Here is a 19,180-nt window from a genome sequence, read left to right on the forward strand (position 1 = left end):
GTCGCCTCCCGAACGGCCGTCACTTGCGGGTGAAATACACCACCAGCAGGATCAGTGCCAACGCCAGCGCCTGCAGCAGCACGCGTGCCTGCATCAGCTTGTTCGAGCTCACACCGGAGCCGCCGCGCATCATGTTGATGAGGCCGCGGACAAGCACGATCACCACGGCGACCATGACGAGGACGAGGAGGACTTTGATGACGGTTGCCATGATCTGTTCCCAGTTCTGTTGCGATCAGGCGCGTCCGGCCAGAACGCGGTAGAGCATCGATGCCGGCAGGATGCGCTTGAGCATCACGCCAATCCTGGCCGGCACTGTTACCACATAGTGCGGGCGCGGGCGCCGCGACAGAAGTGCATGGCGCAAGGCCGCATAGACCACCTCCGGCCCCTTTTTCAGCCGTGATGAGCTGCCGCCGGCCCGAAGCCGCGCCAGCTGCGTGGCATAGGCGACGTGGTGGACGGAATTCTCGTGGTCGATGTTTTTCAGGAACCAGAACAGCCCGTTGCTGGCGATTTTCGAGGTCACCGGCCCCGGTTCGATCAGCGAGACATGGATGCCGCTGCCCCTGAGTTCCTGCTGCATGCACAGCATCAGGCCTTCGAGCGCGTGCTTGGAGGCTGAGTAGGCGCCGCGAAAAGGCACCGGCGCTAGCCCAAGGATCGAGGAACAATGAAGGAGGCGGCCATGTCCCTGGCGACGCATTACCGGTACGATGCGTCGGGTGAGGTCGTGCCAGCCGATGAAATTGGCCTCGAACTGCTCGCGCAATGCCGCAACCGGCAGGTCTTCCACGGCGCCGGGCTGTGCATGGGCGCCGTTGTTGAACAGGGCGTCGAGGCGTCCGCCTGTCCGCTCCAGCACCGATGCCGCAAGTGCTGCGATGGAATCCGGCTCACGGTAGTCGAGATAAAAGGCCTCGATGCCATCGGCTTCAAGTGCGGCTATGTCATCCGGCTTGCGCGCCGTTGCAAACACGCGCCAGCCATCCGCCTTCAGTGCACGGGCGCAGTGGGCGCCTATCCCGGACGAGGCGCCGGTGACGATGATGGTGCGCAACTCTTTGGCAGGCGGCATCGTGGTTTGAGCAAGGGTTGCCATTTGCCACAATCCCTTCCCATATTCGCGGCGTCGAGACAATCGAAGGGAACGCGGCTCTTGATGCGGAATATCGTCGTGCTGCGCCGCGTGCTCTATGACGCGCTTGGCCATTTCAACACCGATGACGGCTGGGCCATGGCCAGCCATCTGGCGATCACTTCGCTCATGGCGCTGTTCCCGTTCCTGATCTTCGCCACCACGCTGGCGAGCTTCCTCGGTGCGCAGGCGTTCGCCGATACTGCCGTGCACCTGGTCTTCGACACCTGGCCCGAACAGATCGCCAAGCCTATCGCGCGCGAGGTGCTCAACGTGCTGACCGTGCGGCGCACCGATCTTTTGACCTACGGCGTGCTTCTGGCGGCCTATTTCGCCTCCAACGGCATCGAGGCGCTGCGCACCTCGCTCAACCGCGCCTACCGCGTCGCCGAAACGCGCGGCATCATCTACCGCCGGGTGCAGAGCATTTTCTTCGTGCTGATCGCGACGGCCGGTTTCCTGGCGATCAGCGTGCTCCTGGTCTTTGCGCCTTTGCTGGCGCGGCTGGCGGAAGCTCATTTCGAGTGGATCAAACCCTATACGGGCACGATCACGCTGTGGCGCTACGTCATCGCCTCAACCGTCATCATTGGTGGCTTGTTTGCCGTCCACTACTGGCTGCCGGCGGGCAAGCGCCGCTTTGTCTCGCTGGTGCCTGGCATCATCTTCACTCTGGCTGCGTGGCTTGTCGGCTCGACGATGTTCGCGACCTACCTCGACCATTTCTCGTCCTATGTGACGACCTATGCCGGCCTCGCCTCGATCATGATCGCCGTGGTTTTCCTCTATATGCTGTCGGCGATCTTCATCCTCGGCGGCGAACTCAATGCGGCGATCAGCCGCTTTCTCGAAGCGCGCGCACGTGTCGGCAGCTAGGTTTTGGCTGGCCGAGCCGTGGCCAGCCCGACGCCGAGCGTCGCGATTGCCATGCCGACGATCTGCACGAGGCTGAGCTGTTCGCCGAACAGCGCCCAGGCGATGACAGCGGTGACGGCCGGCACCAGGTAGAACAGCGACGCGACCTTCGACATCTCGCCGTCGCGGATCATCACCATCAGCAGGAAGATGGCGCCGATCGACAGCACCAGGACCAGCCAGGCCATGGCGAAGATCAGTTCGCCGTTGATGATCACCGTGTGGGTCTCCAGTGCCAGCGAAGCCAGGATCATCAGCGAGCCGCCGCCGATATATTGCCACATCGTCGCCGCCACCAGGTCGCCACCCGAGGCATAGCGCTTCTGCCAGATGGTCCCGGCGCTCATGCCCAGCACCGAGACCAGCGACGCCGTCAGGGTTTCGGGCGTAACGCCGCCGCCGAGAGCGCCGAGCTTCGGCCACAGCACGATGATCACTCCCACAAGGCCGACGGCAAGGCCGGCCCAGTGGCGCGGCAGGATGTCCTCGCCGAGGAACCGGCCGGCAAGCACGGCGGTGATCAGCGGTTGCAGGCCGACGATCAGCGCCGAAAGCCCGGCGGGCATGCCCCTGTGGATCGCCCAGAACACGGCGCCGAGATAGATGCCATGCATGAGGATGCCGGCGACCGTGGCGTGAAGCGCTTCTGCCCTTGTGGCTCGCTTCGAGCCAAGCACGAGCATCAGCCCGGCAAGCAGCAAGGCGGCGATGACAAAGCGGGCTGCCAGAAAGGTGAAGGGCTCCGCCCAGGGCATGGCGTAGCGCGCGCCGATGAAACCTGTCGCCCACAGGACGACAAACGAGGCGGGGATGAACCGCTTGAGACTGTGCATTTCGGGGAAGCCGTTTCCGGTGGAGAGGTCCGATTCGGTGAAGAGACAAATACGGCAATTGCTCTAATGCGGTTCAATCCGGCAAGCAAAGTGAAACAATTGGTACATAAGCTCATCCTGATGTAGGAGGTGGCCGAATTCAAAAGGCGGCGTCAGGGCAATCGACTTCTGTCGATCGATCCGGCGACATGGCGTTTTGGCTTCGACAGGGAGCGCGCATGCTGTTGCATCTCGATACAAGCTGGCTGTTGATGACGGTGGCCAGTGTGGCCGTGTTCGGCTTCTTCTTCGGCTCAGCGCTCGACGCCATCATGCAGGAGGACGGTTTTGGGTCGACCGGCAACACATTGCTGTTCACGCTCGGCTTTTTCGCCGCGGTCATGGCCGCGAACGAACATGGCATCGTCCTGAGAGATCTGAAGCTCGCGGTTGCCTGGGGACTGGGCGGCGCCTTCGCGTTTATCGGCGCGTTGGCGCTGCTCAAGGCGGGGCTGGCCCGGCTTTAGTCATAGCCCGGCCAGCCGCCTGACTTCGTCCGGCGACATGCCTGCCTGCCTCAGCGCGGCAAGGCCGGTATCAGCAAAACTCTTCGACAGTTTGCGCCCATCCGGACCGAGTATGAGACGGTGGTGGAAATACTGCGGCTGGCCGAGGCCGAGCAATTCCTGCAGCAGGCGCTGGATGCCGGTCGCGGAATAGAGGTCGCGGCCACGCACGACATGGCTGACGCCTTGCAGAGCGTCGTCGACGACGACGGCCAGGTGATAGCTGGTCGGGATGTCGCGGCGCGCCAGAATGACGTCGCCCCAGTCCTGCGGACGCGCCTCGACACGCTGCGTCGCCGAAAGCGTCTCGTTGGTGAATTCGCGCCAGGACAAATCCGTGCCGACGCGCGCCAGCGCTGCATCAATGTCGAGGCGCCAGGCGAAGGGCGCATTTTCGGCGATGCGGCGGTTGCGTTCGCTGACCGGCAGCGCCTTGTCGGCGGCGGGATAAAGCGGCACGCCGTCCGGGTCGCGCGGCCAGCCGCGGCCGCGCTTTTCGCTGTCGGCGATGAAGGCCCTGATCTCGCCACGGCTCATAAAGGCAGGGTAGACGAGTTCTTCGCGGACCAGCCGGTCGAGCACGGCCTGATAGTCGGAGAAATGCTCGGCCTGGCGCCGCACCGGCTGTTCCCATTCGAGATCTAACCATTCGAGGTCGCGAAAGATGCCGGCCTCGAATTCAGGCGTGCAGCGGATCGTGTCGATGTCCTCGATGCGCAGCAGCAGGCGGCCGCCGGCCGCACGCGCCAGTTGCTGGTTGAGCAGTGCCGAATAGGCATGGCCGAGATGCAGTTCGCCATTCGGGCTCGGCGCGAAGCGGAATGTCAGGAGCGTCATCTCACAAGCGGCAATCGGGTTGTGCAGCGGTTTTGCCAATTGCTACCGTGAGGTCGGTTCAGGAACAAGAAAACATGCAACGCATCGCGACACTGGACGATATTGCGCGCGGGCTGGATGCGCTTTGCGCAATCGATCCGCGCCTGGAAAAGGTGCGCGGCATGGCCGGCGAGGTGCCGCTGCGGCTGTCGGAGCCCGGCTTTCGAAGCCTGGCCTCCATTATCGTTTCGCAACAAGTATCCCGTGCGAGCGCCGATGCCATTTTCGGCCGGCTGGTGAAACTGGTCGATCCGCTAACGCCGCAGGCGATCCTTGCCGCCGGCGAGGACATGTTTCGTGAGGCTGGGCTGTCGCGGCCGAAGCAGCGCGGTCTGATCGCGGTTGCGCAGGCCGTGGTTGAGGGGCTCGACCTGCATCACCTCTGTTCGCTCGACGCCGAAGAGGCGATCGCGGCTATGATCGCGGTGCCGGGCATCGGCCCGTGGACGGCGGAAGTCTATCTCCTGTTTGCCGCCGGCCACCCCGATATTTTCCCCGCGCGCGACGTCGCGCTGCAGAGCGCGGTCGGCCACGCGCTCGGCATCGAGCCGCGTCCGCCGGAGAAAACGCTGATCGCTCTGGCCGAATCATGGAGCCCGTGGCGAGGCGTCGCATCGCGGCTTTTCTGGTCCTATTATCGCGAAACCAGGGGCCGGGACGCAGCACCTCCGGCCTGAAACCGCAAAAAAGCATGAAAACCCTGCATTTTTGCCGCGTTTGGCTGATGACAATCCGCTTCACATCCCTGTCATGTCGGGCTTACAGTATCCACGCCGATCGGTTTTAAAACGAGGAGGTCAACAAGGTGACGGTTGCCGTATCTCCGGATGGGCTTCCTGCGCTGGTGCTGAATGCGGATTACCGTCCGCTCAGCTATTACCCCTTGTCGCTCTGGTCCTGGCAGGATGCCATCAAGGCGGTGTTCCTCGACCGGGTCAACATCGTCGCCGAATACGAGCATGCGGTGTCTTCGCCGACCTTTTCGATGAAGCTGCCCAGCGTCGTCAGCCTGAAGGCCTATGTGAAGCCGTCGAGGCACCCGGCATTCACCCGCTTCAACGTGTTCCTGCGCGACCGCTTCCAGTGCCAGTATTGCGGCACGCCCGAGGAACTGACCTTTGACCACGTCATCCCGCGCCATCGCGGCGGGGCGACGACGTGGGAGAATGTCGTGGCCGCCTGTTCACCCTGCAATCTGAGGAAGGGCGGCATGATGCCGGCGCACGCCAAGATGTGGCCGCTGCAGAAGCCCTACCAGCCGACCGTGCACGACCTGCACAACAATGGCCGGCTGTTCCCGCCTAACCATCTGCATGAAAGCTGGATGGATTATCTCTACTGGGATGTGGAGTTGGAGCCGTAGGGATTGGCGCGATCGGCCTTGCCAGGGCAATCGCCGATGTCAGGTGCTGCCCCTCATCCGGCTGCCGCCACCTTCCCCCGTATAGTGACGGGGAGAAGGGAATTGTCTGCAAATTTGGCGCCCTTCTTTCAGCGTTCGGGATTGGCGAAACCATTGATGACTGCGTCTTTCTCCCCGTCACTATACGGGGAGAAATGCCCGGCAGGGCAATGAGGGGCGGTGCCAACATTTAGAGACTGGCCGTATGGCGCGACCTCGCACTTGATTAATCGCGGGCCAGCGCGCCGCGAAAGGCGACGGCGGCGAGGATGAAGCTGGCGATGGCGTTCCAGCCGGCCAGCGACAGGCCGAGGATACGAAGGGCTGCCTTGTCGCAGGATGGCGGCACGAATTTGTCGAGCGCGTCGAGCACGCCTTTGCCGCCGGTATCGACCGGGCCGGCGCCGGCCGTGCAATCGGCCGGACCCTGCCACCAGGCCCATTCGACGCCCGAATGATAGACGCCGAGATAGAGCCCGTAGAGCATCAGCAGGCCGCCGACGGCAAGCAGGCCGCGCGTCAGCCATGCGGGTGCGCTGAACATCGAGGCGATCACCGCCAGCAGCATCAGCGGGGCGCCGATATAATAGGGCGTGCGCTGTTCCAGGCAGAGATGGCAGGGGATGTAGCCGCCTATGTGCTGGAAGGCGAGCGCGGAGCCGACCGTGGCGGCCATGGCCACGGCGAGAAACAAAGCGGTGCGCGTCCGCTGGCGTCCGGTATCGGCTGTCATCGTGGCTGTCATGTTTCGTCCGTTGAATTCGCCGTCCGCCGGCATAGTCCTGACCCACCGCCCGCCTTGGGCGGTCAGAAGGCGTATTTGACGACGATATAGAGCAAAATCAGGGCGGCGGCGCCGGCGCCGACGATCAATCCCAAACGCTTCTCGATGAATTCCTTGATCTCCTCGCCATAGCGGCGCAGCAGCCAGGCAAGAAGCAGGAAACGAGCGCCACGCGCCAGGATGGCGGAGACGATGAAGACGAAAAGATTGACGTGGAGGGCGCCTGCCAGAATGGTGACCACCTTGATCGGCGGCAGGTGGGCGGCACCCGATGTGACGAGCAGCACCAGCATCAGCCCGGTGCCGGCCGACTGCCACCTCTCGAACGCGTCAAGGCCGCCAAAGTGCTCCAGCATCGGCCGTGCTATCGTGTCGTAGGCATAGTAGCCGATCAGCCAGCCGGCAATGCCGCCCAGCACCGACGCGACAGTAGCGGTCAGCGCGTAGCGATAGGCGCGTTCGGGCCGCGCCAAAGCCATGGGCAGGTACAAGACGTCGGCAGGTATGAAAAACACCGAGCTTTCGACGAAGGCGATGAAGGCCAGCCACCATTCGGCGGATTTGCGGGCCGCCAGCGACAAGGTCCAGTCGTAAAGTCCGCGAAGCATCGGCTCTCCTGGATGCAGGTTGCCCAGACGCAACGCGCTTTGATGCGCGTCTGTCTAGAAAGATTTTCCGCGCCGCACAATGGCAGGAGCTTCACGAAACAGAAAGGCGGGCTTTTGCCGCAAGCAGGGCACGGCGGCGCATTTGGCCAGTTGACGAACAGGCCTCCAACCGTATAGTCCGCGCCCATCCAGGCCTTTGGGCCTGAGCCCCTATGGCGGAATTGGTAGACGCGCTCGACTCAAAATCGAGTTCCGCAAGGAGTGCTGGTTCGATTCCGGCTAGGGGCACCATTTTTGATCTCATGCTAGTTCGCTTCGCTCATGGGCTCCGATGGGGCGGCCTGACCGGCCGACGGGCGGTCGCCCTTGCGAACCCTCCGGGTTCGAACAGTGCCTTGAACACAGAGCCAACCGCGGCTGCTGCGAATGACAGCGATAGCGCCAATCAGCGGCGGCCGGTAGCCCAGCTCTACGTGCTCTCAGGCCGCCGCACGGTGTTCTTCACGGGCAGCTTCCCACACTTCGCGGGCCGCGTCGGCGTTCATGACCGCGATCCCCAATCCCACCGCCAAATCGGGCCACGCGGAATGCCAGAGCAAGGCCGTGACCAACCCTGCGGCAATAATGGCGATGTTGGCCAAGGCGTCGTTGCGGGCCGACAGGAAGGCCGCCTTTGTGAGGCTGCCGCCACGATGCCGGTGCGCGGCCAGCATGTAGGCACAGGACAGGTTGACGGCGAGAGCGCCAAGTCCCGCCAAGGTCAAGGCGATAGGCTGCGGCGGCACCGGCACGTTGAACTTTTCCCAAGCCGTCCAGAGCGTTGCCAGACCCGGCATGAGAAGGATGAGCGCCAATGCCATCCCCACCCGCGCACGGGAGCGCACAGACCAGCCAAGTGCGAGCAGGATGAGGAGGTTCACGGAAGCATCTTCAAGAAAGTCGATGCTGTCGGCGAACAGGGACACTGATCCAATGGCGAGCGCCACAGCGAACTCGATCCCGAAATAGGCAAGATTGAGAAGCGCGACGATGAGGACGATGCGGCGGAGGTTCATCTTCTGGCGGTATCCGAAACCAGTGTGTGGAGCTACAGCTTCGCGGTGTCCAAGGAAAGCCCCTGCTCGTTCCGGGCCGACGAGCGGTCGCCCTTTGCGACCCCTTGCGTTCGAGCGCGCCTCGAACGCGGACTTAGCGCATATTTCCCGTATGGCCTTGGGAATACCGTCCCGGTTGCGGCCACACCGTCAGGCCGTGCGGCTCAGAGCCAACCCGAAACTTGGTCACGGCGCCTGTTGTCGTGTCGATCATGTAGGCGGCACTGTCGAAGCGGCCGGACAGCCATAGTTGTTTGCCGTCGGCGCTGACGTTGCCCATGTCGGGGCTGCCGCCGCCGGGGATCGGCCATTGCGTGACGACCGCGCGGGTAGCGAAGTCGATCACCGTCACGCTGCCCGGTCCCTTTGCCTTGCCCTGCTCCATCTTGTGCGAGCCCCGGTTCGAGACATAGAGCCGCTTGCCGTCGCGGCTGACGACGAAGCCATGGGCGCCGATGCCGGTCGGGATGAAGCCGATTTCCTTGAAACTGTCGCCATCGACGAGGAACACGCCGTCATTCATCATGTCGGCGACGTAAAAAACCTTGCCGTCGGGCGAGAGGCGGATGTCCTGCGGCATGCCCATTTTCGAGAAGTCGAGATGGCCAAGCACCTTCTGGTTCTTCAGGTCGATCTTCGCCAATCCGCCATTGCCGTATTCGCAGGTGAAGATCGCGTAGGCCCCGTCGACCGAGAATTCGGCGTGGTTGATGCCGGGGCAAGTGGGCGTCGGCAGGCTCGACATTAGCGCCATGGTGTGAGGATCGCGGAAATCGAGCCGCTCCAGGGCTTCGTCGACGACGATGGCCGCGCCCGGCATGAAATACAAATTGTAGGGATCGTCCACGGCGATCTGCGGGCCGGGCTTGCCGGTCATCGGGTCGATCGGCGTCAGGCTGCCGTTCTTGCCGGTGCCATTGTTGGCGACCCAGAGCGTCTTCAGGTCCCAGGACGGCACGACGTGCTGCGGTTTGCTGCCGACCGGGAACCTGTCGACTTCCTTGAGTGTCATGGTGTCGATCACCGTGACGCTGTTGGAGGAGCGGTTCGGCACATAGACGCGCGGCAGTGCACCCAGCGTGGCCGGGCTGAGATGGCTGGCGGCGGTGTGGCTGTAGATGTTGATGGACGGCGCGGGCTCGCTGCAATCCTCGGGACAGCTATCGGCCCAGGCGCGGACAGGCAGCAGCGCAAGCAGCAAAAAGGCCGCACGGGGACCGGCGTGACGCAAAAAGGTTCTGATCATCAGGATGGCTTGTCGTGAAGGCCGGCCGAAATTGCCGCCGGAGCCATAGCTGGTGTCTTGCCGTTGATCCAGTGGCTATCGCCGTCCCAGCAAACTCTTCACGCGGTTGCGCAGCAGACGGGCCATGTTGCGGGTCTCGCGGTAGAGATGCAGCTGCGAGGCGGCCTGGCGGGCGAGGCGGTCGGCATCCGGCGTCAGTCCGATCACCAGCGAGCCCATCGGCTTGCGCTCGCTCCACAGCCGGCTCATCACCGGGTGGTCGGGCACGGCGCAGGAATCCGTCATCATGATGTTGGGGTCGTCGAGATGCTGCCTGGTCACCTCGATCATCAGCAGCGTGCCCGGCGAATAGGTCGCCAGCGTCTCGTCATAGGCGGTCTTCCAGGTGTAGGCGACGCCGGCCTCGACGAAGACGACCAGGCAGGCGATCGTGCGGCCGTCCAGCGTCAGCGAATGGATGCGGCACATGTCGTGCTCGGCCAGCCGGTGCACGGCTTCGCGGGCAAAGGCGGCGCGGTAGCGGTCGATGGCCATGGCGGTGCGCTCGCGGCCCTTCCAGCCGGCCGCCTCCAGCGTCAGGAAACTTTCGATGGCGTGGCGGATTTCGTCCGGTCCCCGCGCCACGACATGCTCCAGCCTGCCGAGATCCCCCAGGCGCCGTTTCAGGCGGCGGAATTCGCGGTAGTGGTGCGCGCGCAGCGATGCTTTCAAATAGGCCTCGCCGTCGAGGGTGCTTTCGAGCACCGGCCGGTCCGCCTTGCCGGTGGTGACCATTGTCAGGCCGCGCGTCTCGGCAACGGTGGCCAGCACGCTGGCCAATGGGCCGTCGAGGCGCATGTCGGGCAGCACGAAGACCTTCGGCAGCTTGAGATGCGGCCGAGACAGCATGCCGAAGAAATCCTCGACGACGCCGATCGGGTCGTCGTGGTCGACCAGCGGTGTGCCGATCGGGCCGAACGGGCTCGACCAGGTGCGCATCACCGGAACGCCGAGCGGCACGGCCGGCCTTTCGACCGAGAACGGCACCAGCAGGCGCAGCCGGTTGCGGTATTCGTCGCCGTCGCGGATCACCGCCAGCTTGACCTCGCGATCTTCCAGCCGGGGCATGGCCGGCGCCAGAAAGCGCGGGTTGAAGAAGACGTTGGGCTCGATCGTGCGGGTGCAGAGAAAGTCGAGTTCCTCGACCAGTTCGAAGCCGGCCGAAGCCGGATAGATCGCCAGCTTGCGCAGCGGCCGGTTGTTGGCGAGGATCTCGAGATGCGCCGGATCGGCGTCGCGCGCCAGGCCGGCAAGGCCGGACACCATGGCGCCGGCCGGACCGCCGCTGGTTTCCTCGATCAGCGGGATGGCGGCCATCAGGCGGCTCCCTCGGCAGCGGGCACGAAGATCAGCATGACGATGCCGAGCTTGCGCCAGACGGTGAAGGACAGGGCGCTGGCCTCGAAGACCATGGCGAGGCTGGTGGCGATCGCCGCCCCCCACAGGCCGAAGAACGGGATCAGCACCACGTTGAGACCGATGTTGAAGGCCAGCGTCATGGCATAGACGGCGGCGCAGATGTTCTGGTTGCCGCTCATCGTCAGAAGGCTTTCGCACGGGCCGACGGCGGCGCGCGCCACGACGCCGAACACCAGCAGGAACAACAGCGGATAGCCGGCGGTGAATTCCGGGCCGAACAGAACCAGCATCGGTTCGCCGAGCGCCAGCACCAGCAGCGCCATCAGCAGCGACGGCCAGAACGTCCATGACACGGTCTCGCGGGCGAAGGCGGCGAGCTTTTCCGGTTCGCCATGGGTGAACTGCGCATAGCGCTGGGCAACGCCGGCCTTGACGGAGAAATAGACGAAATGCACCAGCGCCAGCGTCTTGACGGTGGCGAAATAGACGGCGACGTCGTTGGGCTGAAGATAGGCGCCGACCATCAGCACATCGGCGTTGGTGAGCAGGAAGAAGAAGCTCTCGACCAGGAAGATCGGCAGCGAGACGATGAACCACTCGGCGAAATGCACCTTCATCGGCCCGGCCGGGATATTCCTGCCCATGCGTGTGGTCACGCCGATGAGCTGGCCGAGCGTGGTGGCGTAGGTGGCGGCGATCGAAGCGAAGATCGCGGTCCTGGCGTCGGGCGCATAGCCCAGCGCCAGCATCAGCGCCATCAGCGCCAGGATCAGCACCGGCCGCACCAGATAGGTCGGCGACAATGCAAACAACGCCCAGGAATTGGCGCGTGACTGGCCTTGCAGCAGGTCGCCCATGGCGATCATCGGCAGGCAGAACAGGCCGAGGATGAAGGGCATTACATAGTAGCTCTCGATCCAGTTCGCGCACAGCCAGACGCCCAGCGCGCCAAGTCCGGCGATCGCGGTCGAGGCAATCAGCACGAACACGCGGCTGGCGACCACGATGCCGCGCAGCTCGGCCAGCATGTTGCGTTCGCGGTATTCGGGGATGAAGCGGATGACCGAGGTGTGGAAGCCCAGGCAGGCGAGGTTGCCGACGATGACCATCGTCACCCAGACGAGGACGAAGATGCCGTATTCGAACGAGCCCATCCAGCGCGCCATCAGCACCTGGCTGATGAAGGCGATAACGGCGCTGACGATGCGGATGGCAAAGGCGATCAGCGACATGCGCCCGGCTTCGCCGCGCTCGTCGGCGGTGAACAGCACCGCATCGATGCGGCCAAGCAGCGGCCCCATGCGCAGCGCCAAGCGCTGCGGCAAGAACCGCCCGGCCGTCGTCGCCGCGGAAAAGCGCACCCCGATGTCTCTCCGTTTTCCGCCTGTTTCCAAGGTTTCGATGTAGCGGAGACACATTAAGAAAGGGTGGGCGGGTGAGCTCCCTTCTCCCCGTCACCATACGGGGAGAAGGTGCCGGCAGGCAGACGAGGGGCGGCGCGGGCTCGCGACTCGCATCAACCACTCGGAGAGCTCGAGGGCCACGGCAGCATACCAACATGGTCGAGCTATTTCAGCCGGATGGTCGCCGGTCAGCACCACCACGTTTCGCGCCGCTACCTTTACCAGTACGACAATCATGCCGCTTGGGTTGAAGATGGCCCTCGCCGGTCGAATGGCAACAATGCGCATGCCCTACTTGGTGGCGCGCTCAATCACTCCGTAAACCGCGTGTGGGCTGGATACTGGCAGCGCTCGACCGCCTAGACCGCAGCCTCCAAAACCAACTCTGTCTTGGCGTTGGCAACGCAAAAACCTCCCATCGCATCGAGTGGGAGGACATAGACCTCGGGCTGGATGGATGAGAACTGGTCAGCAAGCGCTAGTGCGTCTAGCACCTCCTTCCTAAGAGTAACCGCGCGCCGAACTTTCTCTTTGTTAAGGTCACCTTGCACTTTTTTCACTTTTTCGGTCAGCTTTTCAGACATCATGGAGCCTCCGTTAGATGACTATGCAAGTAGAAAGGGAATTTCTGCTGATCTGTATATGCAGTCAAAAGATCATTGTATCCGCGTATCGCAGGCGCAAGGTCGGCATCGTCGGAATAATCATCGATTTCAAGTCGTAGAAGTTTTAGCTTATCAACATCCAACGCTCGGCCATGCGAATGCCATTTCTTGTGATTAGCAAGCTGCTTGGCTATCGCTTCAGCCCGTTCGATTTTCTCAGCTCTCGTCACTTTGGCGCCGGCATTAGTAGTCCGATGAGTCTTCCAGTCTTTGAATTTATACTTAACTAGCCATGTCTTGAGCAGGTCGATCGACAAATCCCTAGCCTGTTCAAACAGTGCCAATTTGGCCAAGTCAAGGCCTCGAAGGAACACAACGTCCGCCGGCGACAATTGTTTCTTACTTACTATCTCTTCGACCTTATCAAGATAGCCAAAGCAGCTACAAACCCGCTCCCGTCCGGAAGCATGACTTGTGGATCAATTGGCCCAAGCGACGAAGAATAATCTATATATATCTTGTCACCAGACATACAGAAGATTGTCCCTGCTGACATCGCAAGGTCTGGAACAATAAAGTTCACCAACTTATAATGTTTCCGGACCACAGAAACCATTCTCTCAACCGTTTGGGCTGACCCGCCGGGAGTTCGCAGAACAATAGAGAGCGTCTTCTCTTTGCGTTTTGAGGTTTTTGCTACCTCTTCAATAAAATTCCGGAAGACACGGAAGTACGCCGGCTGAATTTGCCCGTAAAATGCAACAACGTCGGACTTGAGGTGCTCCTCAAGCTCGGCGGCCTTACCGTTAATGTGATGCAGAATTGTGTGGTCCAGATCGTGCGGGTTCATTGAACCAGCTCCGCTGTGACCCTCTGGCAGACCATCATCCCGACCCTTCTCTCGCTGGTTTTCCCAGCCGAGAGCCCCCTTATACCCCACAGATTCGGAGTGTAAGTGTTTCGTGACGTTTCCACAATATACCGAAGTGAAATGAACCCACTACAATTAATGGTCTTCGAAGTGCTGCCGGTGGCCCTGTCACCCTCATAGTAGAAGCGCACCACCTAGCGGCCTCGTTACAGGCCGTTTGCCTTCCGTCTTCGCCGCACTTTCGCGGTATTGACGCACTGCCTGACCCGCTCGACAAGCGACGGTTCTCAGCCTTTCATCGTTACAATGCGCTGGGCCGTTTCCTTGTTGGCCTTGCTGGGCTGGCGTCGAAATGGCGTGATCTGCGCCGGGTCGCCCTCGTAGCCAAGGATCAGCAGCACCGCGTCTATGTACTGTAGCTGGTCAGCCAGGGTCGCACCGTTGAACCGGATTGCGCCGGATATTTCCGCGCGTTTCGCCACCAGCGTGTTGATGGCGTGTTCCTATCGGGTGGAGCGGACGAGGCCGAAATGGTGCGGCTGAAGGCGGCGTAGAAAAGGATACGCCAGCCCTGGGCCGGGGTGGCGTCGTTAGCAAACAGCAGTGAATCACCCAGGAAAATGAAAAACCCGCCTCGGCGGCGGGTTGTCGGCGCCAATCAGCACCATAGCCATAACCATAGCATAGTTGCGGTCACAACGCCACAAGGAAGATGGAAACGCGTACCGCTGGCGGTCGGCTCGGACATCTCGGGCTTGGCGACATCGGAGGCAAAACAAAAGGGCGAGCGAACGCCGGGGAAGACTGGGGAGCCGGTCGGCGTTTCGCTCGCCCCTCCCCCGCCAAGGGGGATGGCCAGGCACCGGGTGTCCGGTGCCAGAGGTTGTCGGAGCGTTACATCCCCTTCATTGCATCGCAGGACACGTTCGGGTTCATGTCGGCGAAGGCGCCGGTCGGGTTCTGTTTCCAGGCCCAGACATGCAATTCGTAGAACGGGCCGAGGCCGTAGCGGTTGGGGGCGCTGTTGAAGTTGAACAGCTGGCCTTCGAGCGAGGCCGGGCCTTTCGAGGTGATGTATTCGACCGCTATCAGCTTCAGGCTGCCGTCGGCCGTCGGCTCGTACATCACCGCTTCGGGCTTGGCGACATCGACGGCATCGTCCTTGAGATAGGCGCCGTTGACATAGTGGATGCCCATGGCGCCGCCGGTGATGCCGCTGGCGCAAGGGATGGGGGCATAGCCTTCGGCGGTGGCGGCTGCCACATTTTCGAAGCGGCTGTTGGCGGCGCGCACCTTTTCGGCCAGCGGATTGGCGTCGTGCGCCTGGGCGGCCGCACCCGCCGCGATCGAGATGGCGGCGAAAGCCGCGAAGCGTGTCGTCCAAAGAGTTATGGTCATGGTCTTCCGTCCGTTTGTTGACGCTTAAGGCGACGGCGGCCGATGCCGAAACGCCGGTGGCGTGGTTTAAGGATTGGGGACAGTTTTGTCCCTGCCGGCTGTGCGATGGATATGCCGCTTCGGTTGCCGAGCTTTGACCGCCGCGCTAAAAAAAAATCAACGATCCCAAAAGTAATATTGCCAATATTCCTGCGGGACGTCCCGCTCCGATAGCCCGATGTCGCGCCTCAGATAGTCGCCTTCCGGGGGCAAGCGCCGCCTTTCAGACAGATACGCAGGCAGCTTCGACGCGAACCGCCATAGACGGCCGAGCACGGAGGTTGGCCGGCCGGTCTTTCCCAGGACAGGCCCGATTCCACCGAGCGGCAGGCCATCAGGCAGTTCGCCATGGCCGCGAAGGACAGTTTGATGCTCATCATCGTGGCGACCGAACGCAGGATCAGAGGTAAAAGTAAGGGTCAAGAACCCGCACCTCCGTAATCTTGTCGACCGGCAGCGAGTTTTTCTGAGCGGTGCTGCGGATAGCTTCGGGCGTCGGCGCGTCGTAGATGCAGAAGCTGTGCTTCTTGTCGGGCGTGACGAAGGACTGGATCCAGGTGACGCCCTTTTCGGCATTGCGCATGACGACGCCGCCCACCGCGCTGGCGCCGATATCGGTCATCGGTATGTTGAGGCCGTCCGGAAATGTGCGTTCAATCAGGTAGCGAGGCATGGAAGGTTTCCTTTTCCATTGGTTCACGCTCGATCGGAGCGCTGCTGGACGTTGACCACGCCGGCCCGGGCCGCGCATCGGAACGATTCCCCATATTTGGCGGGACGATTCCCTATATTGGCGTCGTTCTTTGTGGAAAGAGGCACGGCAATGTGTGCAAAGTCACATTGCGTCGCTTTCTTCACGGGCTAATCGTGAGCGGCCCGCCATGGTGGGAAAACTCCGATCCTGTGAGACGATGACAATGATGCTTCTGGAACGGCAGACGCAGCTGCAGCAGTTGGAGAGCCTGCTTGGCGATGCAATAGGCGGCCATGGCCGCGTCGCCGTGCTGGCCGGGGAGGCCGGCGCCGGCAAGACGGCGCTTGTCGAGGCATTCGCGGCCCGTGTCGGAGAGAGCGCGGCGACGTTGCGCAGCGCTTGCGAGGATCTGTCGATCCCCGATCCGCTGGGGCCGCTTTACGATCTGGCCCGTGAGGCGCAATGGGCGCTGCCGCGCGCAATCGACGCCCGGCATGGGCAGAGACTGCCGCTGTTTTCCGATGCGCTCGACGCTTTTGCGGCCAAGGGGCCGTGCCTGCTGATCATCGAAGACCTGCACTGGGCCGACGATGCGACGCTCGATTTCGTGCGCTTCCTCGGCCGGCGTATCGTCAACACCCACATCCTGCTGTTGCTGACGGCGCGCACCGACCGCAGCGAGGGACAGATGCGGGTGCGCCGCGCCCTGGGCGAAATCCCGGCCGGCAGCGTGGCGCGCATCGACGTGCCGCTGCTCAGCCAGGCGGCCGTGCTGTCGCTCGCCGATGCGGCCGGACGCGATGGCGACGCCATCTACCGGGCGACCGCCGGCAATGCCTTCTTCGTCACCGAATTGCTGTCGGCCGAAAACGAAACGGCGCTGCCGGCAAGCGTGCGCGACGCCGTGTTGGCGCGGGCTGAACGGCTGTCGCCAGGCGCCCGCGCAATGCTCGACGCGGTGTCGGTGTTTCCGCGCCGCGCCGACGCCTGGGCCCTGCAGGGCCTGTGCGGCGTCGCCAGCGCCGGCCAACTGGCCGAGTGTGTTGCCAACGGCCTGCTCGACGATCTGGGCGACGGCTACGCCTTCCGCCACGACATCGCGCGACGCGCCATCGAAATGATGCTGACGACGTCGCACAGGCGGCAGTTCAACCAGCGTGCGCTGGCGGCACTGCTCGAAAATGGCGACGTCTCCACAGGCCGCCTGGTGCATCATGCGGTCGAGGCGCACAATCTGGCGGCGGTGCGCGAACTTGCGCCAATCGCCGCGCGCGAGGCGTCGCGCGTCGGCGCCCATCGCGATGCCGCCGGCTATTACGAGATCGCCTTGCAGCAGGCCGACAGCCTGCCGGTGATTGAGCGCGCTGCACTTTACGAAAGCCATGCGTTCGAGTGCCATCTCATCGGCAAGATCGACGACGCGCTTGCAGCGCAGGGCGAGGCGCGCCGGTTGCATCAGGCAGACGGCAACAGGCTGAAGGAGGGCGACAGCCTGAGATGGCTCTCCCGGCTGAGCGAAATGGCCGATGACCGCGAGGCGGCCGCCGCCTTCGGCGCCGAGGCGGTGGCGATGCTGGAAGCGGCTCCCGCCGGTCCCGAACTCGCCATGGCCTATTCGAACCTTTCGCATCTGGCGATGCTTTCGGAGAGGGTGGAGGACACGCTGTTCTATGGCGAGAAGGCAGCGGCGCTGGCTGCGCGCATGAACCGTCCCGACATCGCCTCGCATGCCCTCAACAATGTCGGCTGCGTCGAGCAGTGGCTCAATCCGGATGCCGGACGCCTGCGCCTCGACCAAAGCCTTGAGATTGCGCTCCAGGGCAATTTCCAGGAACATGCCGCGCGCGCGTTCACCAACCGCGCCTGTTTCGAGATCACGCAGATGAGCTACGACGCAGCGCGTCCGGTGCTCGAGAGCGGCATCCACTATTGCACCGAAAACGACCTCGGCACCTGGCGCGACTATCTCAGGGGCATGCTGGCCGATGTGCAGCTGCGTCAGGGCCAATGGGATGAGGCCGCCGCGACGGCAAGCGATGTCATCGACAATGAGCGGACAACCACCGTGGGCCGGTTTCCGGCGCTGCTGGCCCTGGCGAAACTGCGCCTGAGGCGCGGCGATCCCTCGGCCGAGCCGCTGTTTGCCGAAGTGGCGCGCCTGGTCGGAAGCGGCGGCGACCTGCAGATGCTGAGCTCCTACGCGGCCCTCATGGCGGAGCAGGCGTGGTTGGGGCTGCCTGACAGGCAAGAGGCGCTGGCGCTGATCACCCGCGCCGAAACGCCGGTGCGCTCGCGTGCCCATGTCGGTGAGCTGGCTCTGTGGCGGACATTGCTCGCTCCGGACACGCCGGCTGTCGACACTGCCGATATGGCGACACCATACCGGCTGCTTCTGACCGGCGACTGGCGTTCGGCTTCGGCACTCTGGGCCGAATTGAATGCGCCATACGAGCGCGGACTGGCGCTCATCCTCGGCGACGACGAGGGGCAGCGGCTGGCATTGGATATTTTCGACGGCCTGGGGGCAAGGCCGGCAGCCCAGCGCCTGCGCGATATCATGCGCAAGAACGGCGTTGGCGGCATCGCCCGCGGCCCGCGCCGCTCGACGCGCGCCAACCTCGCCGGCCTCACCTTGCGCCAGATGCAGGTGCTGCAGCTGATCGAACGCGGCCTGTCAAACAAGCGGATCGCCGAGCAATTGACGATTTCGCCAAAGACGGTCGATCATCATGTCTCGGCGGTGCTGGGCAAGCTGGATGCGGTGTCGCGCGGCGAGGCGACAGCGACCGCGCGCGATTCGGGGTTGTTGTGAGGTTTTGACGAACGCCAGGGTTGGCGATCCGTCACACCCCCCTCTGTCCTGCCGGACATCTCCCCCTCAAGGGGGGAGATTGGCCGTCATCTAGGCTTTCGCCAATTGTCGGCGTTGAAGAGAAGCGAGGCGCCGCAACTGCTGATCTCCCCCCTTGAGGGCATAGGCGCTAAGATAGCTTTGGCATGGACTGAAACTTGCGTTTCGTGGTGGTTCGCGCCAGCGATATCGCAAGGCATGGAGATTTTGGCGCAGGGCCGCCAAGGAAGGTTGAGTAAAGATGGTCGCGATCAGAGAGGCGACGATCTGGCGGGTTGCGCGCCACAGCAGCGGGCGCCCGTCGCTCAAGGGGGAGAGACACCCAACTCCTGCGAGAGGGGTTCGGTCACAAGCGCGATGAGGAAGTGTGCAAGGATCCAAGGCCTTGCGATCCTTGGGTCTTTGGCGGGAGGAGAGCGCAGCCCGATCAGGCTCTTCAGGCGCTTGAAGGCGAGCTCGATGCGCCAGCGCATGCGGTAG

Annotated in this window: 22 protein-coding genes, 1 tRNA gene and 1 pseudogene; 7 read left to right on the forward strand and 17 right to left on the reverse strand. The window is 63.0% G+C overall.

Going from position 1 to position 19,180, the window contains the following annotated elements; translation table 11 throughout:
- Positions 1-19: 19 nt before the first annotated feature.
- Together NKH35_RS21760 and NKH35_RS21765 are read right to left on the reverse strand one after the other, a co-directional pair.
- Positions 20-211: a twin transmembrane helix small protein gene (locus tag NKH35_RS21760; protein WP_023671673.1), complete on the reverse strand. Its 192-nt coding sequence runs from the start codon at positions 209-211 to the stop codon at positions 20-22.
- A 24-nt stretch (positions 212-235) separates the two neighbouring features.
- The gene (locus tag NKH35_RS21765) at positions 236-1,102 is read right to left on the reverse strand and encodes an SDR family oxidoreductase (RefSeq protein WP_084023796.1); all 867 of its coding nucleotides are present in this window, start codon (positions 1,100-1,102) and stop codon (positions 236-238) included.
- A gap of 60 nt (positions 1,103-1,162) precedes the next feature.
- Between NKH35_RS21765 and NKH35_RS21770 the strand changes: the two genes are divergently transcribed.
- Positions 1,163-2,014, forward strand: coding sequence for a YihY/virulence factor BrkB family protein (locus NKH35_RS21770; protein ID WP_023671675.1), 852 nt, complete (start codon positions 1,163-1,165; stop codon positions 2,012-2,014).
- Here NKH35_RS21770 and NKH35_RS21775 read toward each other — a convergent pair.
- Positions 2,011-2,886 carry a DMT family transporter gene (locus NKH35_RS21775; protein ID WP_031195766.1) on the reverse strand — a complete coding sequence of 292 codons (876 nt, stop codon included), beginning with the start codon at positions 2,884-2,886 and terminating at the stop codon, positions 2,011-2,013. The two genes, NKH35_RS21770 and NKH35_RS21775, sit on opposite strands and share 4 nt — an antisense overlap.
- A gap of 218 nt (positions 2,887-3,104) precedes the next feature.
- On the opposite strand from NKH35_RS21775, the gene NKH35_RS21780 reads away from it, so the two are divergent.
- On the forward strand, positions 3,105-3,392 hold the full coding sequence (locus tag NKH35_RS21780) for a hypothetical protein (RefSeq protein WP_023671677.1): 288 nt from the start codon (positions 3,105-3,107) through the stop codon (positions 3,390-3,392).
- On the opposite strand, the gene gluQRS is transcribed toward NKH35_RS21780, so the two are convergent.
- Positions 3,393-4,268 (reverse strand): tRNA glutamyl-Q(34) synthetase GluQRS, encoded by an 876-nt coding sequence (gluQRS, locus tag NKH35_RS21785; protein ID WP_023734596.1) that lies wholly within the window; start codon positions 4,266-4,268, stop codon positions 3,393-3,395.
- A gap of 74 nt (positions 4,269-4,342) precedes the next feature.
- Here gluQRS and NKH35_RS21790 point away from each other — a divergent pair, with 74 nt between their 5' ends.
- Complete coding sequence (locus NKH35_RS21790; protein WP_023685318.1) at positions 4,343-4,984, forward strand: DNA-3-methyladenine glycosylase family protein; 642 nt, start codon at positions 4,343-4,345, stop codon at positions 4,982-4,984.
- A 128-nt stretch (positions 4,985-5,112) separates the two neighbouring features.
- Entirely contained in the window at positions 5,113-5,670 is a 558-nt protein-coding gene (locus NKH35_RS21795; RefSeq protein WP_023734595.1) for an HNH endonuclease, read from the forward strand.
- Between the two features lie 265 nt (positions 5,671-5,935).
- On the opposite strand, the gene NKH35_RS21800 is transcribed toward NKH35_RS21795, so the two are convergent.
- Both NKH35_RS21800 and NKH35_RS21805 read right to left on the reverse strand, forming a co-directional pair.
- Entirely contained in the window at positions 5,936-6,454 is a 519-nt protein-coding gene (locus tag NKH35_RS21800) for a disulfide bond formation protein B (RefSeq protein ID WP_023686688.1), read from the reverse strand.
- Between the two features lie 62 nt (positions 6,455-6,516).
- Positions 6,517-7,101, reverse strand: a complete 585-nt coding sequence (locus tag NKH35_RS21805; RefSeq protein ID WP_023673756.1) for a YqaA family protein — start codon at positions 7,099-7,101, stop codon at positions 6,517-6,519.
- Positions 7,102-7,307: 206 nt separating this feature from the next.
- Between NKH35_RS21805 and NKH35_RS21810 the strand changes: the two genes are divergently transcribed.
- Positions 7,308-7,392: transfer RNA gene (locus NKH35_RS21810), tRNA-Leu, on the forward strand.
- A 188-nt stretch (positions 7,393-7,580) separates the two neighbouring features.
- Here the strand turns inward: NKH35_RS21810 and NKH35_RS21815 are convergent.
- The 4 genes from NKH35_RS21815 to NKH35_RS21830 form a co-directional block, all read right to left on the reverse strand.
- A complete protein-coding gene (locus NKH35_RS21815; RefSeq protein WP_023673757.1) occupies positions 7,581-8,156 on the reverse strand; it encodes a cation efflux transmembrane domain-containing protein in 576 nt (191 codons plus the stop codon).
- Positions 8,157-8,289: 133 nt separating this feature from the next.
- A complete protein-coding gene (locus NKH35_RS21820) occupies positions 8,290-9,441 on the reverse strand; it encodes a YncE family protein (protein WP_023734579.1) in 1,152 nt (383 codons plus the stop codon).
- Between the two features lie 75 nt (positions 9,442-9,516).
- Positions 9,517-10,797 carry a GNAT family N-acetyltransferase gene (locus tag NKH35_RS21825; RefSeq protein ID WP_023734578.1) on the reverse strand — a complete coding sequence of 427 codons (1,281 nt, stop codon included), beginning with the start codon at positions 10,795-10,797 and terminating at the stop codon, positions 9,517-9,519.
- On the reverse strand, positions 10,797-12,200 hold the full coding sequence (locus NKH35_RS21830) for a lipopolysaccharide biosynthesis protein (RefSeq protein ID WP_023734577.1): 1,404 nt from the start codon (positions 12,198-12,200) through the stop codon (positions 10,797-10,799). The genes NKH35_RS21825 and NKH35_RS21830 overlap by 1 nt, the downstream gene beginning before the upstream one ends.
- A gap of 185 nt (positions 12,201-12,385) precedes the next feature.
- Here NKH35_RS21830 and NKH35_RS21835 point away from each other — a divergent pair.
- Positions 12,386-12,605, forward strand: a pseudogene (locus NKH35_RS21835) (IS1595 family transposase); the annotation flags it as partial.
- Here NKH35_RS21835 and NKH35_RS21840 read toward each other — a convergent pair.
- The 7 genes from NKH35_RS21840 to NKH35_RS21870 all read right to left on the reverse strand — a co-directional run bounded on the left by NKH35_RS21840 (position 12,602) and on the right by NKH35_RS21870 (position 15,828).
- Positions 12,602-12,829: a hypothetical protein gene (locus tag NKH35_RS21840; protein ID WP_352916347.1), complete on the reverse strand. Its 228-nt coding sequence runs from the start codon at positions 12,827-12,829 to the stop codon at positions 12,602-12,604. The pseudogene NKH35_RS21835 and the gene NKH35_RS21840 sit on opposite strands and share 4 nt — an antisense overlap.
- Entirely contained in the window at positions 12,826-13,200 is a 375-nt protein-coding gene (locus tag NKH35_RS21845) for a hypothetical protein (RefSeq protein ID WP_352916349.1), read from the reverse strand. Before NKH35_RS21845 ends, NKH35_RS21840 begins: the two co-directional genes overlap by 4 nt.
- A gap of 53 nt (positions 13,201-13,253) precedes the next feature.
- Positions 13,254-13,697 (reverse strand): SDH family Clp fold serine proteinase, encoded by a 444-nt coding sequence (locus NKH35_RS21850; RefSeq protein WP_352916351.1) that lies wholly within the window; start codon positions 13,695-13,697, stop codon positions 13,254-13,256.
- A gap of 308 nt (positions 13,698-14,005) precedes the next feature.
- Positions 14,006-14,200 (reverse strand): hypothetical protein, encoded by a 195-nt coding sequence (locus NKH35_RS21855; RefSeq protein WP_023734574.1) that lies wholly within the window; start codon positions 14,198-14,200, stop codon positions 14,006-14,008.
- A 412-nt stretch (positions 14,201-14,612) separates the two neighbouring features.
- Positions 14,613-15,116: a hypothetical protein gene (locus tag NKH35_RS21860; protein ID WP_023694007.1), complete on the reverse strand. Its 504-nt coding sequence runs from the start codon at positions 15,114-15,116 to the stop codon at positions 14,613-14,615.
- 156 nt (positions 15,117-15,272) lie between these two features.
- The gene (locus NKH35_RS21865; protein ID WP_084023795.1) at positions 15,273-15,578 is read right to left on the reverse strand and encodes a hypothetical protein; all 306 of its coding nucleotides are present in this window, start codon (positions 15,576-15,578) and stop codon (positions 15,273-15,275) included.
- Positions 15,556-15,828 (reverse strand): DUF4242 domain-containing protein, encoded by a 273-nt coding sequence (locus NKH35_RS21870; RefSeq protein ID WP_023673765.1) that lies wholly within the window; start codon positions 15,826-15,828, stop codon positions 15,556-15,558. Before NKH35_RS21870 ends, NKH35_RS21865 begins: the two co-directional genes overlap by 23 nt.
- A gap of 244 nt (positions 15,829-16,072) precedes the next feature.
- Here NKH35_RS21870 and NKH35_RS21875 point away from each other — a divergent pair, with 244 nt between their 5' ends.
- Entirely contained in the window at positions 16,073-18,661 is a 2,589-nt protein-coding gene (locus NKH35_RS21875; RefSeq protein ID WP_352916353.1) for a helix-turn-helix transcriptional regulator, read from the forward strand.
- The last annotated feature ends 519 nt before the right edge of the window (positions 18,662-19,180 follow it).

Origin of the sequence: Mesorhizobium sp. M1143, assembly GCF_040318435.1 — a bacterium.
Lineage (GTDB): Bacteria > Pseudomonadota > Alphaproteobacteria > Rhizobiales > Rhizobiaceae > Mesorhizobium.